The sequence below is a fragment of the Pasteurella canis genome (assembly GCF_900454865.1).
Lineage (GTDB): Bacteria > Pseudomonadota > Gammaproteobacteria > Enterobacterales > Pasteurellaceae > Pasteurella > Pasteurella canis.
Genome location: NZ_UGTV01000015.1, coordinates 1,641,856 through 1,658,373, shown reverse-complemented (window position 1 = coordinate 1,658,373; position 16,518 = coordinate 1,641,856). Strand labels below are relative to the sequence as shown.

Here is a 16,518-nt window from a genome sequence, read left to right as displayed (position 1 = left end):
ATGAGATAACGAATAAAATTAAATATACTGAGGAGATGTAAAAATGGGAACTGCACAACCAGCCAAAGCAGGTTTTAAAAAGCTCGCAATTGCTGATGCGATGCAAGCAATGGGGATTTTACCTATTTTAATTTTAATTGTGATTGTGTTTTCTTTTGTCGCACCAAACTTTATGACCGAAGCGAATATGATGAATATCACGCGCCAAGCATCGATTAATATTGTATTAGCAGCTGGTATGACTTTTGTTATTTTAACGGGCGGTATTGACTTGTCTGTAGGCTCTATTCTCGGGGTTACAGCAGTGATTGGCTTGGTGACTTCATTAAACCCAGCTTTAGCTGAATTTGCTGTACCATTAGCATTACTTGCTGGGTTAGGTATGGGAGTATTTAATGGTTTATTAGTCGCTTATGCAGGATTACCTCCCTTCATTGTCACGCTTGGTACTTATACTGCATTACGTGGAGCTGCCTATCTTGTCGCAGATGGTACAACTGTGATTAACTCAAAAATCTCATTCAGTTGGATCGGAAATGGTCATCTTGGTTCAGTGCCTTGGCTAGTTATCATCGCTTTTGCCGTGATTGCTGTCTGTTGGTTTATCTTACGTCGTACAACATTAGGCACACATATTTATGCAGTAGGGGGCAACTTACAAGCAGCCCGTTTAACAGGTATCAAAGTCTCTTTAGTTTTAATCTTCGTTTACGCAACTAGTGGTTTATTGTCTGGACTAGGTGGCGTAATGAGTGCATCTCGTTTATATAGTGCTAACGGTAATCTTGGCGTTGGTTATGAACTTGATGCGATTGCAGCTGTTATTTTGGGCGGCACAAGTTTCGTGGGGGGTATTGGTACTATTACTGGTACACTCATTGGAGCCTTGATTATCGCTACCTTAAATAACGGTATGACGTTAATGGGCGTGTCTTATTTCTGGCAACTCGTTATTAAAGGTGGGGTAATCATCGTTGCAGTATTAATCGATAAATACCGTACTCGTTCAGCTTAATTATCCACTTCATAGGAGAAATTGTAATGAAATTAAAAACTTTAGCAGTATCTTTAATGTTAGCTATCGCACCTTTTGCTCAGGCGAAAGAGCTGAAATCAATTGGTGTAACAGTTGGTGATCTAGCTAACCCATTCTTCGTACAGATTGCGAAAGGGGCAGAGTTAAAAGCGAAAGAATTAGCAGGCGATAAAGTCAATGTAGTTTCGGTATCAAGTGGTTATGACCTAGGTCAGCAAGTTGCCCAAATTGATAACTTCATTGCGGCTAAAACAGATATGATTATCCTCAATGCAGCGGACTCTAAAGGAATTGGACCTGCGGTAGAACGTGCACGTAAAGCGGGTATTGTTGTTGTTGCAGTAGATGTAGCAGCAGATGGTGCAGATGCAACTGTGACTTCAAACAATTACCAAGCAGGTGAAATTGCATGTCAAACTATCGTTGAAAAATTAAACGGTAAGGGTAACGTTGTGATCATCAACGGACCACCAGTATCAGCAGTACAAGACCGTGTTCAAGGCTGTCAAGATGTGTTTGCGAAACATAGTGATATCAAAGTGTTATCACACAACCAAAATGCGAAAGGTAGTCGTGAGGGCGGCTTAGAAGTGATGACATCATTATTAATTGCCCATCCGAAAATTGATGCTGTTTTTGCGATCAATGATCCAACAGCAATCGGTGCTGATTTAGCAGCAAAACAAGCACAACGTGGTGAATTCTTCATTATGGGTGTGGATGGATCGCCAGATGGTGAGGAAGCATTGAAATTATCAGATAGCTTATTCCGTGGTACACCAGCACAAGATCCTCAAGTGATGGCTGCTGAAGCAGTGAAAATTGGTTATGACATTTTACAAGGTAAACCAGCGCCAAAAGATCCAGTGTTAATCCCTGTGAATTTAATTACACGTGATAACATCAAAGATTATAAAGGTTGGACAGTGAAGTAATTAAGTGTTCATTTTATCCCTCTCCTAAAGGGAGGGGGATAATTTAAGAATAGCGTTCAACTGCAACAGAAAATAAATACCCCATACCTCGAACTGTTTGAATATAAGTAGGGGCTTTGGGATTGGGTTCAATTTTTTTACGTAACCGCATAATTAACACGTCAATAGTGCGGTCAAAAATCTCGAGACTTTCACTATGAGTTAATTCTAACAGTTTTTCTCGAGATAGAACTTTTTGGGCGTGTGAAACTAACGCATGCAATAAAGTATATTCACCTTGTGTCAGGTCTATTTCCTGTTTTTGTGGTGAAAATAATTTGTGATTTTCTGTATCAAGTACCCAATGATTAAATGTAAATCCTTGCTGAATGTTTGGGTTTGTAAAAAGTTGGGGATGGTGACGACGTAGTGCGACTTTGGCTCTTGCAACTACAACACGAGGATAAAAGGGTTTAGCAATATAATCATCAGCACCCATTTCTAAACCCACTACGATATCAGATTCAGAGTCTAAACCACTTAACATAATAACAGGTGCTGAACTAATACTTTTTAGACGTTGTAGTAAAACAAGCCCATTGACATCAGGCAAGATTAAATCAAGAAAAATAAGAGAAAAATGTGTTGTCTGTAATAATGCGAGGGCTTGTGTGCCTGTTTGTGCTGTCACAACAGCATAACCATGTTCTTCAAAAATATCAGTTAATAGTTCACAAATTTGAACATCATCATCAATAACAAGAATAGTAGTCTGTTGTTGCATTATTAGGCTCATTGATTGAATAAATCATGCTATAAAGTATATATAATTTCTTGGTGAAATAGTATTCATCAATAAACAAAATTAAAAATATGAGGTAAATATGCGCATTGGTATTGACTTAGGTGGAACAAAAATTGAAGTCATTGCACTTTCTAACGAAGGAAAAGAATTATTTAGGAAGCGAGTACCTACACCTAGAGGTTCTTATGAAGCGACGCTTTTAGCTATTAAAGGATTAGTAGATGATGCAGAGCGAGAAACAGGACAAACTGGTACAGTCGGTCTTGGCATTCCGGGCACAATTTCTCCTTTTAGTCATAAAGTGAAAAATGCGAATTCTGTTTGGTTGAATGGTCAGCCACTAGATAAAGATCTTTGTGCATTATTGGGGCGAGAAGTACGTATTGCAAATGATGCAAATTGTATGACGGTTTCAGAAGCAACGGATGGTGCTGGCGCTGGAAGTGAAGTTGTATTGGCGCTGATTTTAGGTACGGGATCGGGTTCAGGGATTGCGATTAATGGTAAACCACACAATGGTGGTAATGGTATTGGTGGTGAATGGGGACATAATCAATTACCTTGGATGGATGAGGAAGAATTAGAAGTCGCTCGTCATAATCAATGCTATTGTGGTCGTTATGGCTGTGTTGAGCAATTTGTCTCAGGGACAGGATTGTGTGATGACTATGAGCGCCGTTCAGGTAAACGACTAAAAGGTGATGAAATTGTCGCCCTTTCTGAACAGGGCGATGAAATCGCTGAACAATCTCTTCAAGCGTATGAGCATCGTTTAGCGAAAGCCTTATCTGCTTATGTGAATGTGCTTGATCCTGATGTGATTGTGTTTGCAGGCGGGGTATGTAATATCGATCGTCTTTACACTAATGTCCCGAAATTAATGCCGAATTATATTTTTGGTCGAGAATTTCATACACCTATTCGTAAAGCGTTGCATGGCGATTCCAGTGGGGTTCGTGGCGCTGCTTGGTTATGGCCATTAGAGAAATGATAAAACTTTTTAAAAAGAGACCGCACTTTATACCGTAGATAAAGGGGGAGTGAATGAAGCGTTCTGAAATTAATCAGGCTATCCGTGAGGCAAAAGCCTTAATGCAACAATATTGTTTTCATTTGCCTGAATTTGCTTACCACAATTTACAAAATTGGCGAGAGCAAGATTTAAATGCTCAACAGGAATTATTAGATGCACGTCTTGGTTGGGATGTGACGGATTTTAATCTCCATGATTTTGCTAAATTTGGTTTAACCTTATTTACTATTCGAAATCAATCTTCTACTAATAATAAGCCCTATGCAGAAAAGATTATGATGGTGAAAGAAGGGCAAATTACACCGATGCATTACCATTGGAAAAAAATGGAAGACATCATAAATCGTGGTGGTGGAACTTTAGTGATTCGTCTATATCAACGTGATGAACAAACAGATTTATTAGATGAAAAAGCGGATATTCAAGTGGCAGTTGACGGTAAACAAATTACGGTAAAAGCAGGGGGGATAGTCAAATTAAAGCCAGGACAAAGTATTTGTTTAACACCTTTATTATACCATAGTTTTTGGGCAGAAGAGGGTGTGGTATTGGCTGGTGAGGTGTCAATGGCTAATGATGACTTAACCGATAATCGCTTTTTAGAGCCGTTAGGGCGTTTTTCACAGATTGAAGAAGATGAGAAACCAATTCATTTATTATGTAGTGATTATCAGCATTATTTAATGGGAGTATAAAATGGCATTATTGAACTTAAAATCGATTTTGGCAGTTGCAAATCAACACAAGTTTGCTGTAGGTGCATTTAATGCGATTGATTCTAATTTTATTGATGCAGTCTTTGCTGCGGCACAACAGCAGCAATCACCTGTTATTATTAATGTGGCAGAGGTGCATTTAAAATATATTGATCTAGAGCCGACCGTAGAATACATCAAGAAAAAAGCCGCGTTAGCAGGGGTGCCAGTATGTTTAAACTTAGACCATGGTTTAACGTTTCCAACCATTGAGCGCGCAATTAAGTGCGGTTTTTCTTCTATCATGTTTGATGGCTCACAACTCTCTTATGCAGAAAATATTGCACAAACACGTAAAGTAGTTGAGCTTTGCCAAAATTATGGGATCTCTGTTGAGGGAGAATTAGGTGCTGTTGGTGGAGATGAAGGTGGTGCACTAGAAAGTCGTGCGGATGTCGCGTTGTATACTAAAGTTGAACAAGCGGTGGAATTTGTCCATGAAACGGGAATTGATGCACTTGCGGTTGCGATTGGAAATACGCATGGTAAGTATAAGGGTGTACCTAAACTTGATTTTGAACGCCTTGAGCAAATTCATCAAGCGGTTTCTGTACCATTAGTATTACATGGTGGATCGGGGTTAAGTGTAGAAGATTTCCAAAAAACGATTCAACGCGGAATTTGTAAAATTAATTTCTTTACAGGGATGTCACAATCGGCATTACAGAGTGTAGAACAAGATATTAATAATACGGAATTAGATACAAAATATAATTATTACCTTATGATGATGAATAATATGCAACAGGCAATTAACCGAACAGTTGTAGAACAAATGCACATTTTTGATAGCATTAATAAGGCACATTTATATGCAGGATCGTAACGGTATTTTAGCCATTGGTAACTTATTAGTGGATAGGACGTTAGTGATTTCGGACTATCCACAAGAATCCATGTTAGCCACTATTTCAAAAATGGAGTTACATTGTGGTGGTGGCTGTACTAATGTATTGTTTAATCTTGATAAACTTGATCCTAACTTACCTCGTTTTCTCGCTGGGGCAATTGGCAAAGATAGTGAAGGGCAGTTTATTTTACAACAAGCCCATCAACATCGTGTTAATGTTGAAAGTGTAGTAACTGTTGATCTCCCAACATCATTCACTGATGTGATGATCAATTCAAAAACAGGTGATCGCACTTTTTTTCATTATGTAGGGGCGATGGCAGAGTATCGGATAGAACATCTTTTTCAACTCAATCATTCTGCGAAAATTGTACATATCGCCTATTTACCACTATTACCGCAATTTCTTGATGTAGAAAAGTTGAAAGCAATGCTTACTGAATTGCATCAACGTGGTTTTTTGGTTTCGATTGATTTAGTGTCTGTTTTGGATAAACAGATTTTCATACAACAAATTCAACCGATTTTAGCTTTTGTCGATTATGTCATTATTAATGACGTTGAAGCAAAATTGCTTACGGATTCTGTTCACTTAGATTCGACTCAAGATGTTTTACAGCACATGGCAGAAAAAATTATGTTACAAGGTGTGCGTGAAGCTGTGATTGTTCATGATCCCAAATGGGCTGCCGCAATCAATAAACAAGGTGAACAAATTGCTGTTCCATCATATTGGGTAGAAAAAAATAATATTGTCAGTACATTAGGTGCAGGTGATGCGTTTTGTACAGGTGTACTTTATGGCTTACATCATGATTTACCTTTACATGAGGTATTGCAATTAGGACACGGTTTAGCCTATTTCAATTTATTTTCCATTTCGGCAACAGATGGTGCAGTGAGTTATCAGGAACTGAAGCGTTTTATTGCACTGAATAAGTCCTAACTTGAGGAGTGAATTATGTATATCGGTCTTGATTGTGGCACGCAAGGAACAAAAGCAATCGTAGTAGATAGCCAGCAGAAAAAAGTGATTGCTGTTGGTTATGCAGCACATGAAATCATCGAGAATAGCGAAGGACGTCGAGAACAGCAACCACAATGGTGGACTGCGGCCTTAGTGAGCGCATTTCATGAGGCAATAAAATTAGCCAAAATCGAACCGCACTTAATTAAAGGGATTGGTGTATCGGGGCAACAGCATGGGCTAGTGATGTTAGATGAGAATGATCAGCCTCTATATAATGCAAAACTTTGGTGTGATACTGAAACTGCAGCTGAAAATGCGGAATTTATCCAATTATTAGGTGGAAATGAACAGGCATTTGCTCAATTAGGTATCATGCCACAAACGGGCTATACTGCCTCAAAAATTGCATGGTTTAGAAAATATTATCCTGAACAATATCAACGTATAGCCAAAATCATGTTGCCGCATGATTACCTGAACTATTGGTTGACAGGGCACTTTTGTATGGAATATGGCGATGCATCTGGGACAGGGTATTTTGATGTAGCTAATCGCCAATGGGATCTTGATGCTTTCCGTTTACTCGCCCCTGAACTTGATCCACAAAAAGTATTAGCCCCTTTGGTTTCAGCAGAACAGAAAATTGGCACTATACGCCCTGAAATTGCTAAGTTATTAGGCTTATCTCCTCAGGTAATAGTTTCTACTGGTGGGGGTGATAACATGATGGGGGCAATTGGTACGGGCAATATTAAACAAGGTATTGCCACGATGAGTTTAGGCACCTCTGGTACACTGTATGCTTATACGGATACACCTCTCAGCGATTTACCAATGGAAATTGCCAATTTCTGCTCAAGCACAGGCGGTTGGTTGCCGTTAGTATGCGTGATGAATATGACTTCCGCCAATAAAAATGTAATGGATTTACTGCAAATTGATGTGAAAAAATTTAATGAATTTATTCAACAAAGCCCTATTGGCGCAGAAGGTATTACGATTTTACCCTTTTTTAATGGTGAGCGTGTGCCTCCGCTACCCCAAGCCAAAGCCAGTATTTTAGGTTTAGATGCGGCTAATTTCACCCAAGCGAATTTATGCCGAGCCATGATGGAAGCAGCCAGTTTTACTTTACGTTATGGTTTAGATTTATTCCGCCAAGCAGGCTTATCCACTTCACAAATTCGTTTAATTGGAGGGGGGGCAAAAAGTGCAGTTTGGCGGCAAATGATCGCGGATATTATGAACACTGAAGTGGTGTGCTTGAAAGAGGAAGAAGCAGCTGCCCTAGGAGGTGCAATCCAAGCTATGTGGGCAAATGGTGAAGGGGAGTTAACAGAGTTATGCCAAGACTTTGTGCATCTTGATGAGGAGTCTGTTGTTCAACCAGAACCACAGAGTTTTGTTGAATATGAACGAATTTATCAACGATATTTAACATTATTACAGCAATATTCTGCATAATTAATGAAATATACCTTAGGTTAAATGACAAAAGTTATTTAACCTATTTTTTGTTCGAGACTAATAGATTACTACCGAAATGAAATAGAAGAAGTTTATTTACAGCTCTTTTTGTTTTATGAGTAAATTTATTTATAACTCTTTGTCCCACGCCCACACAGTGATAAACTAACCAACAATTTTTTTCGATTTATAAACCGTTTTTAGAACTCAACAGGTATATCAATGCGTACAAGTCAATATTTATTCTCAACCTTAAAAGAAACGCCTGCGGAGGCAAGTATTGTTAGCCATCAATTAATGTTGCGTGCGGGGATGATTCGTCCTTTAGCATCAGGGCTTTATACTTGGTTGCCGACAGGTTTACGTGTGTTAAACAAAGTAGAAAATATTATCCGTGAAGAAATGGATAAAAGTGGTGCATTAGAAGTCAAAATGGCGGTGACACAACCAGCAGAACTTTGGCAAGAATCAGGTCGTTGGGAAGAATATGGACCTGAATTATTACGTTTTAAAGATCGTGGGGAGCGTGATTTTGTAATTGGACCTACTAATGAAGAAGTGATTACGGATTTAGTGCGCCGTGAATTGAGTTCTTATAAACAATTACCACTCAATTTATATCATATTCAAACTAAATTCCGTGATGAAGTACGTCCACGTTTTGGCGTGATGCGTTCGCGTGAGTTTGTGATGAAAGATGCCTACTCTTTCCATACTACACACGAATGTTTGCAAAAAACCTATGATGTGATGTATGAAACCTATTCGAATATTTTTAACCGTTTAGGTTTAGATTTTCGTGCAGTACAAGCGGATACAGGCTCGATTGGTGGGAGTGCTTCACACGAATTCCAAGTGTTAGCCCAAAGTGGTGAAGATGATGTGGTGTTTTCAACTGAGTCAGATTTTGCCGCCAATATTGAACTCGCCGAAGCGGTGGCTTTAGGTGAACGTGGTGCACCAACAGAAGCATTGCGTTTAGTCGATACGCCAAATGCAAAAACGATTGCCGAATTAGTTGAACAATTTAATCAACCTATTGAGAAAACTGTGAAAACGTTAGTGGTACACGCGACTGAAGAAAGCGGTCACAAGTTAGTGGCGTTGTTAGTGCGCGGTGATCACGAGTTAAACGAAATTAAAGCGGAAAAAGTCGATATTGTCGCTAGCCCGTTACAATTTGCAACAGACGAAGAAATCCGTAATGTAGTGGGGGCTGGTACGGGTTCTTTAGGCCCAATTAACTTACCAATGCCAATTGTGATTGATCGCACTGTTGCAAATATGGATAACTTCTCAGCGGGCGCGAATCAAGATGGTAAGCATTATTTTGGTATTAACTGGGAACGTGATTTACCAGTGCCACAAATTGCCGATTTACGTAATGTGGTGGAAGGCGATCCAAGTCCAGATGGTAAAGGTGTGTTACAGATCAAACGTGGTATTGAAGTGGGTCATATTTTCCAATTAGGAACGAAATATTCAGCAGCAATGAATGCCACAGTACAAGGCGAAGATGGGCGTCCACAAACCATGATCATGGGTTGCTATGGTATCGGTGTAACACGTGTCATTGCCGCAGCGATTGAACAACATCATGATGAACGTGGTATTATTTGGCCAGAAAATATTGCGCCGTTTAAAGTAGCTATTGTACCAATGAATATGCATAAATCTGAAAGCGTGCAACAATTTTCTGAAGAATTATACCGCACTTTAATGGCACAAGGTGTGGAGGTGATTTTCGATGATCGTAAAGAGCGTCCAGGTGTGATGTTTGCGGATATGGAATTGATCGGCGTGCCACATATGATTGTGATTGGTGAGAAAAATCTTGAGAAAGGCGAAATTGAATATAAAAATCGTCGTTCTGGCGAAAAAGAAATGATCGCTAAAGAACAATTACTTGATGTGTTAAAAGCAAAATTTAATCAATAAGTTGAATCACAGATAACAAAAAATGCGAGTTTATTACTCGCATTTTTTTATGTTGTAAATTTAAGGCTGAATTATTTTCTTGCCAAAGGTGGTACAAAAGTTAAACCTAAATCCCAAGGTTGTTCGATCCAAGTGTTTTGTGGAATATCAATGACATAATCATCCACTAATGGCGCACCTGCAGGTTTTGCGAATACAGTGACAAATCTTGCTTTTGGATACATTTCACGGATTGCACGCGCAGTATTGCCTGTATCAACTAAATCATCAACTACGATAAAACCGTCACCATCACCTTCTGCACGGTGTAACACTTTTAATTCACCCTGTTCTGAATGGTCGTGGTAACTCGCGATACAAACTGTTTCAACATGACGAATACCTAATTCACGTGCTAATACTGCGGCAGGAAATAATCCACCACGACTGACCGCGATAATCCCTTTCCATTGAGAGGCGGGGAGTAAACGCTCTGATAATTTACGTGCGTGCATTTGGAACATATCCCAAGTCACTACATATTTTTCACTCATAGACACACCTATTTAAAAACGGAGGAGCAATTTTGCTCGTAAAATAAAATTGCGTTAGGATAACCTGAAATAGCATTTTATGCTATAATTTTGCTGGTTTTTTTCGCAGTTTTATACATAAAATAATAACAAATCTCAAATTAGGAGGCGTTATGTCAGAGATCCAAACATTACAACCAAAATTACTGTGGAAATGGTTTAGTCAAATCTGTGCAATCCCACATCCATCTTATCAAGAAGAACAAATTGCTCAGTTCATTGTACATTGGGCAAAGGGAAAAGGCTTTTATGCTGAACGTGATGAAGTAGGTAATATTTTGATCCGTAAACCTGCAACCGCAGGTATGGAAGATCATGTGCCTGTAGCATTGCAAGCCCACTTGGATATGGTGCCACAAGCTAATGAAGGTACACAGCATGATTTTAAGAAAGATCCAATTCAACCTTATATTGATGGGGAATGGGTAAAAGCTCGTGGTACAACATTAGGTGCTGATAATGGAATTGGGATGGCATCTGCATTAGCAGTATTAGATTCTGAAGACTTGGTACACCCGCCTCTTGAAGTTTTATTAACGATGACTGAAGAAGCTGGTATGGAAGGGGCAATTGGCTTACGTCCAAACTGGCTACAAAGCGAAGTCATGGTTAATACCGATACAGAAGAGAATGGCGAAATTTACATTGGCTGTGCTGGTGGTGAAAACGCGAATATCTCATTAGAAATTGAACGTAAACTGAATACGTTTGAACATAGTTATCAATTGGTACTAAAAGGTTTATCTGGCGGTCACTCTGGTGGTGATATTCATACAGGACGAGCGAACGCAATTAAAGTACTTGCTCGTTTTTTAGCAAGACTGACTCAAGATGAACCTCAATTCCAATTTTCCTTAAGCGAGATTCGTGGCGGCTCTGTACGTAATGCTATTCCTCGTGAAGCTTTTGCTACATTAGTATTTAATGAAGGACTAGATACATTGAAAAATGCGGTTCAAGATTTTGAAAGTGTATTAAAACATGAGCTAGCAAAAGTAGAACCTAATCTAACATTTACACTACAATCTGTAGAAAAAGCGGATACAGTTTTCTCACAAAGTACAACACATAAAGCAATTCATTTATTGAATGTATTACCAAATGGTGTCATTCGTAATAGTGATGTGTTAGATAATGTAGTAGAGAGTTCATTAAGCATTGGTATATTGCGTACAGATGAGACTCATATTAAAGGAACAATTTTAATTCGTTCATTGATTCATAGTGGAAATCGTTATGTTGGTAGTTTATTGAAATCTTTAGTTTCTTTAGTCGGTGCTGAAGTTGAGTTTAATGGCTACTATCCAGGTTGGGAGCCACATAATGATGCGCCGATTGTGAACTTAACAGAGAGAATCTATGCGGACGTACTCGGGTATGCGCCAGTAGTTAAAGTGATTCATGCAGGTTTAGAATGTGGTCTTTTGAAGAAAATCTATCCAAATATAGATATGGTTTCTATTGGACCAACTATTCGTAATGCCCATTCACCTGATGAAAAAGTGCATATTCCAGCAGTTCAAACTTATTGGGCATTATTAACGAAATTATTAGCGGCAATGCCGAAAAAATAATCTTTAAATAAGAGTAAAAGTGCGGTCAGAATTTACAAAAAGTTGACCGCACTTTTTTAGACTAATAACAATTCAATATCCATTTCAACAATCTTTTCTTGTGCATTAATTAATAATGCTTTATCGCAAATGATTTGATCGAATGTATCTAATGGATAGAGTAGAAAGGTTGCAACTTTACCGTATTTTGATGAGTCAGTAACAAGGATATTACGTTGGCTTGAATGCACAATAGCGCGTTTTACGGGTAATTTATCTTCATCGGGAGTAGTTAAACCCTGTAAATTCCAAGACGACGTAGAAATGAAAGCTAGATCAATCGATACATTACGCAGAAACTGGGCAGAAAGTTCACCTACAGAAGAACGATTTGCTTTACATACACGTCCACCAGTATGGATTAAGTCGCAACGACCATGAGCAATGAGAAAATCCACAATACCAAAATCATTCGTGATAATTAACACATCTTCACGTTCTGTAATATGTTTTGCGATTTCTAAGGTAGTTGTTCCTGCATCGAGATAAATTGTTGCGTTAGAAGGAATCAGATTAGCCGCAGCAAGACCAATCGCGGCTTTTTGTTGATGAAAAAGCAATGATTTATCATCACGAGTAGGTTCTGAAATTAGACGCTCTAATAATTGAACTCCACCTGAAACAGAAATGACTTTGCCTTTTTCTTCTAATTTTTGAATATCACGGCGAATGGTCATATGCGAAACGCCCATGATGTCGACTAAATTAGCAATTCGCATAATGCCTTGTTGGTGAATTAAGTTAAGAATTTTTTTCTGACGTTCTGCAGGAATTAACATTATTTTACATCCATTCAAATAAAACCAGTGAAATTATACGCCTATTTCCCTTTTTTGTATAAGAATTTACTTTTGTAGTATTAAAAATAGCCTTAATTAACAAAAATTAACATTTGATTGTTAATTTTTGAGATCTTGATCGCAGATTTATTTGTAAAAAGCAGGCAATATAGGGCGTAAGAGCTATTCGTTGAATAAAATTTAGTGGAGGAACTTATGAGTCAAGATTTTTCAGTGGCAGTAATTGGTTTAGGCGCTATGGGAATGGGTGCTGCACAATCCTGTTTGCGCGCAGGCTTAGCAACTTATGGTGTAGATCTGAATCCAGTTGCTCTAGAGAAACTAAAAGCAGAAGGAGCACAAGTCGCACAAAGTGCGGTGAGTTTTGCTAAAGATTTAGATGCTGTAGTGTTACTTGTTGTGAATGCAAATCAAGTAAACGCGGTATTATTTGGTGAAAATGGGCTGGCAGCACATTTAAAACCCGGCACAGCTGTGATGGTTTCTTCAACAATTTCTGCTCAAGATGCACAACAAATTTCACAAAAATTAACAGAGTTAGGTTTATTTATGTTAGATGCACCAGTTTCTGGTGGTGCGGCAAAAGCTGCTGCGGGTCAAATGACAGTAATGGCATCTGGTTCAAAGCAAGCCTTTGATAAGTTACAGCCCGTTTTAGATGCAGTGGCAGGTAAAGTGTATAACATTGGCGAAGAAATTGGTTTAGGCGCAACAGTTAAAATTGTGCATCAATTATTGGCAGGTGTACATATTGCTGCGGGCGCTGAAGCGATGGCATTAGCGGCACGAGCAGGGATTCCACTTGATTTGATGTATGACGTTGTGACTAACGCAGCAGGCAACTCATGGATGTTTGAAAATCGGATGAAACATGTGGTAGATGGTGACTATACACCATTATCAATGGTGGATATTTTTGTGAAGGATTTGGGGTTAGTCACAGATACGGCAAAATCGCTGAAATTCCCATTACCACTAGCAAGTACAGCATTTAATATGTTTACTTCCGCTAGCAATGCTGGTTACGGTAAAGAAGATGATAGTGCCGTGATTAAGATTTTCAGTGGTATTGAATTACCAAGTAAAAAAGGAGATGCGTAATGTTAGGTGTGATTGCAGATGACTTCACTGGGGCAAGTGATATTGCGAGCTTCTTAGTCGAAAATGGATTAAAAACAATCCAAATGAATGGCGTACCTGACTGTGCATTACAAAGCCAAGTTGATGCTATCGTCATCAGCTTAAAATCGCGTTCTAATCCAGTTGAAGAAGCGATTGTGCAATCTTTACAGGCGTTAGAGTGGTTGCAGCAAAATGGCTGTAAACAGTTTTATTTTAAGTATTGTTCTACGTTTGATAGCACTGAGAAAGGTAATATTGGTCCAGTCACAGATGCATTATTAGATGCGTTACAAGATGACTTCACTATGATTTGTCCTGCATTACCTGTGAATGGACGTACTATTTTTAATGGCTATCTATTTGTTGGTAATGTGCTTTTAAATGAATCTGGTATGCAAAACCACCCAATTACGCCAATGAAAGATGCGAATTTAGTGCGCTTAATGGACAAACAAGCACGAGGAAAGACTGGCTTAGTAAGCTATTCAGATTTAATGAAAGGCGCTGATTTTGTGAAGTCACGTTTTGCGGAATTAAAACAGCAAGGCTTTCGTTATGCGGTAGTAGATTCTGTAGATAACAGCCAATTGGCAGTACTTGCAGAAGCGATTGCCGATTTTAAATTAGTTACAGGTGGTTCAGGATTAGCCGCCTATATGGCAGCACGCTTAAGTGGTGGTAAACAAGGGGATAATGCGCTATTACCAAATAAAGCAAAAACAGTGGTGTTGTCTGGCTCTTGTTCGGTTATGACGAATAAACAAGTGGCTAAATATGCAGAAAAAGCACCACACGTTTATTTAGATGTCGCGCAAAGTATTTCAAACCCAGCCTATGCTGATGAACTTGCCCAATGGGTTCTTGCAAATTTAAATCATACATTAGCACCAATGGTATATGCCACAGTATCACCAGAGAAACTGAAACAGATTCAAGCAGAATTTGGTGCAGATAAGGCAAGTCATGCAATTGAAAATACTTTTGCTCAGTTAGCCGAAAAATTAAAAGCAGCAGGTGTAGTGAACTTCATCACTGCAGGTGGCGAAACATCAAGTATTGTCGTACAACAATTAGGTTTTACAGGTTTCCACATCGGCAAGCAAATTGCACCAGGTGTGCCTTGGTTAAAAGCATTAGATGACAATATTTTCTTAGCACTGAAATCGGGTAACTTTGGTACAGAAGACTTTTTTGCTTTTGCACAAGGAATGTTTGTATGACGGAATTAGAACAAAAAATTGAAATGGTCAAACTTGCGCGCTCGTTGTTTGAGCGCGGTTATACTGTCGGTGGGGCAGGAAACTTATCAGTTCGTTTAGATGACAAACGGATTTTAGTCACGCCAACAGGTTCATCTTTAGGTCGTTTAGAGGCAGAAAGTTTATCTGTACTTGATATGGATGGCCATTTGTTATCTGGTAAAAAACCATCGAAAGAATCGGTATTCCATCTCGCGATGTACAAAAAAAATCCAGATTGTAAAGCGATTGTTCACTTACATTCTACGTATTTAACTGCGTTGTCTTGTTTGGAAAATTTAAATCCAGAGAACGCGATGCAAGCGTTCACTCCTTATTATGTTATGCGTGTAGGGAAATTACCTGTGATTCCTTATTATCGGCCAGGAGATGTGAATATTGCACGTGAATTAAGTGAAAGAGCCTTATCTGGCAAAGCATTTTTATTAGCTAATCATGGTGTTGTGGTGACAGGTAGTGATTTAGTGGATGCTGTTGACAATACTGAAGAATTAGAAGAAACCGCAAAGCTGTATTTCATTTTGCAAGGACAAAAAATTCGTTATCTCACAGATAGCGAAGTGAAAGATCTCGAAAATAGAGGAAAGTAAGATGCCAAAATTTGCAGCAAACTTAACAATGATGTTCACTGAAGTGCCTTTTTTAGATCGTTTTGAAGCCGCTGCGAAAGCAGGATTTAAATATGTTGAGTATTTATGGCCCTATGACTATCCAGCAGATGTATTGAAGGCGAAATTAGATCAATATGGCTTACAGCAAGTCTTGTTTAATACGTCAGCTGGCAATATTGATAACGGTGAATGGGGTGTATCTGCTATCCCAAATCGTGAAGCAGATAGTCAACATGATATTGATTTAGCTCTGGAATATGCGCTGGCACTTAACTGTCCTAATGTACATATTATGGCAGCTGTAGTACCAGAAGGGGCTGATAAAGAGCAATATAAGCAAACATTTGTGAAAAATATTCGTTATGCGGCAGAAAAATTTAAACCACATGGAATAAAAATCTTATTGGAAGCGTTAAGCCCACAAGTGAAGCCTAATTATCTGTTAAAAAGCCAGTTTGATACTTTAGAAATAGTAAATCTAGTAGACAGAGATAATGTATTTATTCAACTTGATTATTTTCATGCACAAAATGTCGATGGCAATTTATCCCGTTTAACGGATCAGTTAAAAGACAAAGTAGCACATATTCAAATTGCTTCTGTGCCAGATCGTCATGAACCTGATGAGGGTGAAATAAATTACCAATATCTTTTTGATAAGTTAGATCAAATTGGTTATCAAGGGTTTGTTGGCTGTGAGTATAAACCAAGAATTGAGACAGTTGCGGGTTTAGATTGGTTTAAGCCTTATCAGCAAGAATAAAATAGGTGAT

Annotated in this window: 16 protein-coding genes; 13 read left to right on the top strand and 3 right to left on the bottom strand. The window is 38.7% G+C overall.

The window, feature by feature from the left end; translation table 11 throughout:
• Window positions 1–43 precede the first annotated feature (43 nt).
• Together DYE19_RS08355 and DYE19_RS08350 are read left to right on the top strand one after the other, a co-directional pair.
• Window positions 44–1,015, top strand: a complete 972-nt coding sequence (locus DYE19_RS08355; protein ID WP_115323254.1) for an ABC transporter permease subunit — start codon at window positions 44–46, stop codon at window positions 1,013–1,015.
• Window positions 1,016–1,041: 26 nt separating this feature from the next.
• Window positions 1,042–1,971, top strand: a complete 930-nt coding sequence (locus DYE19_RS08350) for an ABC transporter substrate-binding protein (protein ID WP_049214901.1) — start codon at window positions 1,042–1,044, stop codon at window positions 1,969–1,971.
• 43 nt (window positions 1,972–2,014) lie between these two features.
• Here the strand turns inward: DYE19_RS08350 and DYE19_RS08345 are convergent, their stop codons facing one another.
• On the bottom strand, window positions 2,015–2,734 hold the full coding sequence (locus DYE19_RS08345; RefSeq protein ID WP_115323253.1) for a response regulator: 720 nt from the start codon (window positions 2,732–2,734) through the stop codon (window positions 2,015–2,017).
• Window positions 2,735–2,834: 100 nt separating this feature from the next.
• On the opposite strand from DYE19_RS08345, the gene mak reads away from it, so the two are divergent.
• The 6 genes from mak to proS all read left to right on the top strand — a co-directional run bounded on the left by mak (window position 2,835) and on the right by proS (window position 9,768).
• Window positions 2,835–3,746, top strand: coding sequence for a fructokinase (mak, locus tag DYE19_RS08340; protein WP_115323252.1), 912 nt, complete (start codon window positions 2,835–2,837; stop codon window positions 3,744–3,746).
• A gap of 53 nt (window positions 3,747–3,799) precedes the next feature.
• Window positions 3,800–4,483, top strand: coding sequence for a D-lyxose/D-mannose family sugar isomerase (locus DYE19_RS08335; protein WP_115323251.1), 684 nt, complete (start codon window positions 3,800–3,802; stop codon window positions 4,481–4,483).
• Between the two features lies 1 nt (window position 4,484).
• Window positions 4,485–5,369, top strand: coding sequence for a ketose 1,6-bisphosphate aldolase (locus tag DYE19_RS08330; RefSeq protein WP_115323250.1), 885 nt, complete (start codon window positions 4,485–4,487; stop codon window positions 5,367–5,369).
• Window positions 5,356–6,339, top strand: coding sequence for a carbohydrate kinase family protein (locus DYE19_RS08325; RefSeq protein WP_115323249.1), 984 nt, complete (start codon window positions 5,356–5,358; stop codon window positions 6,337–6,339). Before DYE19_RS08330 ends, DYE19_RS08325 begins: the two co-directional genes overlap by 14 nt.
• A gap of 15 nt (window positions 6,340–6,354) precedes the next feature.
• Window positions 6,355–7,827 (top strand): xylulokinase, encoded by a 1,473-nt coding sequence (gene xylB, locus DYE19_RS08320; protein ID WP_115323248.1) that lies wholly within the window; start codon window positions 6,355–6,357, stop codon window positions 7,825–7,827.
• 225 nt (window positions 7,828–8,052) lie between these two features.
• Window positions 8,053–9,768, top strand: coding sequence for a proline--tRNA ligase (gene proS, locus DYE19_RS08315; protein WP_115323247.1), 1,716 nt, complete (start codon window positions 8,053–8,055; stop codon window positions 9,766–9,768).
• A gap of 71 nt (window positions 9,769–9,839) precedes the next feature.
• Here the strand turns inward: proS and gpt are convergent, their stop codons facing one another.
• Entirely contained in the window at window positions 9,840–10,301 is a 462-nt protein-coding gene (gene gpt, locus DYE19_RS08310; protein WP_049214915.1) for a xanthine phosphoribosyltransferase, read from the bottom strand.
• A 152-nt stretch (window positions 10,302–10,453) separates the two neighbouring features.
• On the opposite strand from gpt, the gene DYE19_RS08305 reads away from it, so the two are divergent.
• The gene (locus tag DYE19_RS08305; RefSeq protein WP_115323246.1) at window positions 10,454–11,914 is read left to right on the top strand and encodes an aminoacyl-histidine dipeptidase; all 1,461 of its coding nucleotides are present in this window, start codon (window positions 10,454–10,456) and stop codon (window positions 11,912–11,914) included.
• A 56-nt stretch (window positions 11,915–11,970) separates the two neighbouring features.
• Here the strand turns inward: DYE19_RS08305 and DYE19_RS08300 are convergent, their stop codons facing one another.
• The gene (locus tag DYE19_RS08300) at window positions 11,971–12,732 is read right to left on the bottom strand and encodes a DeoR/GlpR family DNA-binding transcription regulator (RefSeq protein ID WP_049214919.1); all 762 of its coding nucleotides are present in this window, start codon (window positions 12,730–12,732) and stop codon (window positions 11,971–11,973) included.
• 216 nt (window positions 12,733–12,948) lie between these two features.
• Between DYE19_RS08300 and ltnD the strand changes: the two genes are divergently transcribed.
• Genes ltnD through otnI form a run of 4 tightly spaced genes read left to right on the top strand, consistent with a single transcriptional unit; the run spans window position 12,949 to window position 16,508 of the window.
• Window positions 12,949–13,854 (top strand): L-threonate dehydrogenase, encoded by a 906-nt coding sequence (gene ltnD, locus DYE19_RS08295; RefSeq protein ID WP_115323245.1) that lies wholly within the window; start codon window positions 12,949–12,951, stop codon window positions 13,852–13,854.
• The gene (gene otnK, locus DYE19_RS08290; RefSeq protein WP_115323244.1) at window positions 13,854–15,095 is read left to right on the top strand and encodes a 3-oxo-tetronate kinase; all 1,242 of its coding nucleotides are present in this window, start codon (window positions 13,854–13,856) and stop codon (window positions 15,093–15,095) included. Before ltnD ends, otnK begins: the two co-directional genes overlap by 1 nt.
• Window positions 15,092–15,724, top strand: coding sequence for a 3-oxo-tetronate 4-phosphate decarboxylase (gene otnC / locus DYE19_RS08285; protein WP_049214925.1), 633 nt, complete (start codon window positions 15,092–15,094; stop codon window positions 15,722–15,724). The genes otnK and otnC overlap by 4 nt, the downstream gene beginning before the upstream one ends.
• 1 nt (window position 15,725) lies before the next feature.
• Entirely contained in the window at window positions 15,726–16,508 is a 783-nt protein-coding gene (otnI, locus tag DYE19_RS08280; protein ID WP_049214927.1) for a 2-oxo-tetronate isomerase, read from the top strand.
• The last annotated feature ends 10 nt before the right edge of the window (window positions 16,509–16,518 follow it).

What these genes read in the sequence shown, in the direction of transcription:
- xylB (WP_115323248.1), top strand. Translation starts at nt 6,355, where the DNA reads ATGTATATCGGTCTTGATTGTGGCACGCAAGGAACAAAAGCAATCGTA.
- DYE19_RS08325 (WP_115323249.1), top strand. Translation starts at nt 5,356, where the DNA reads ATGCAGGATCGTAACGGTATTTTAGCCATTGGTAACTTATTAGTGGAT.
- DYE19_RS08335 (WP_115323251.1), top strand. Translation starts at nt 3,800, where the DNA reads ATGAAGCGTTCTGAAATTAATCAGGCTATCCGTGAGGCAAAAGCCTTA.
- ltnD (WP_115323245.1), top strand. Translation starts at nt 12,949, where the DNA reads ATGAGTCAAGATTTTTCAGTGGCAGTAATTGGTTTAGGCGCTATGGGA.
- DYE19_RS08330 (WP_115323250.1), top strand. Translation starts at nt 4,485, where the DNA reads ATGGCATTATTGAACTTAAAATCGATTTTGGCAGTTGCAAATCAACAC.
- DYE19_RS08350 (WP_049214901.1), top strand. Translation starts at nt 1,042, where the DNA reads ATGAAATTAAAAACTTTAGCAGTATCTTTAATGTTAGCTATCGCACCT.
- DYE19_RS08345 (WP_115323253.1), bottom strand. Translation starts at nt 2,734, where the DNA reads ATGCAACAACAGACTACTATTCTTGTTATTGATGATGATGTTCAAATT.
- otnK (WP_115323244.1), top strand. Translation starts at nt 13,854, where the DNA reads ATGTTAGGTGTGATTGCAGATGACTTCACTGGGGCAAGTGATATTGCG.
- gpt (WP_049214915.1), bottom strand. Translation starts at nt 10,301, where the DNA reads ATGAGTGAAAAATATGTAGTGACTTGGGATATGTTCCAAATGCACGCA.
- otnC (WP_049214925.1), top strand. Translation starts at nt 15,092, where the DNA reads ATGACGGAATTAGAACAAAAAATTGAAATGGTCAAACTTGCGCGCTCG.
- DYE19_RS08355 (WP_115323254.1), top strand. Translation starts at nt 44, where the DNA reads ATGGGAACTGCACAACCAGCCAAAGCAGGTTTTAAAAAGCTCGCAATT.
- mak (WP_115323252.1), top strand. Translation starts at nt 2,835, where the DNA reads ATGCGCATTGGTATTGACTTAGGTGGAACAAAAATTGAAGTCATTGCA.
- otnI (WP_049214927.1), top strand. Translation starts at nt 15,726, where the DNA reads ATGCCAAAATTTGCAGCAAACTTAACAATGATGTTCACTGAAGTGCCT.
- DYE19_RS08305 (WP_115323246.1), top strand. Translation starts at nt 10,454, where the DNA reads ATGTCAGAGATCCAAACATTACAACCAAAATTACTGTGGAAATGGTTT.
- proS (WP_115323247.1), top strand. Translation starts at nt 8,053, where the DNA reads ATGCGTACAAGTCAATATTTATTCTCAACCTTAAAAGAAACGCCTGCG.
- DYE19_RS08300 (WP_049214919.1), bottom strand. Translation starts at nt 12,732, where the DNA reads ATGTTAATTCCTGCAGAACGTCAGAAAAAAATTCTTAACTTAATTCAC.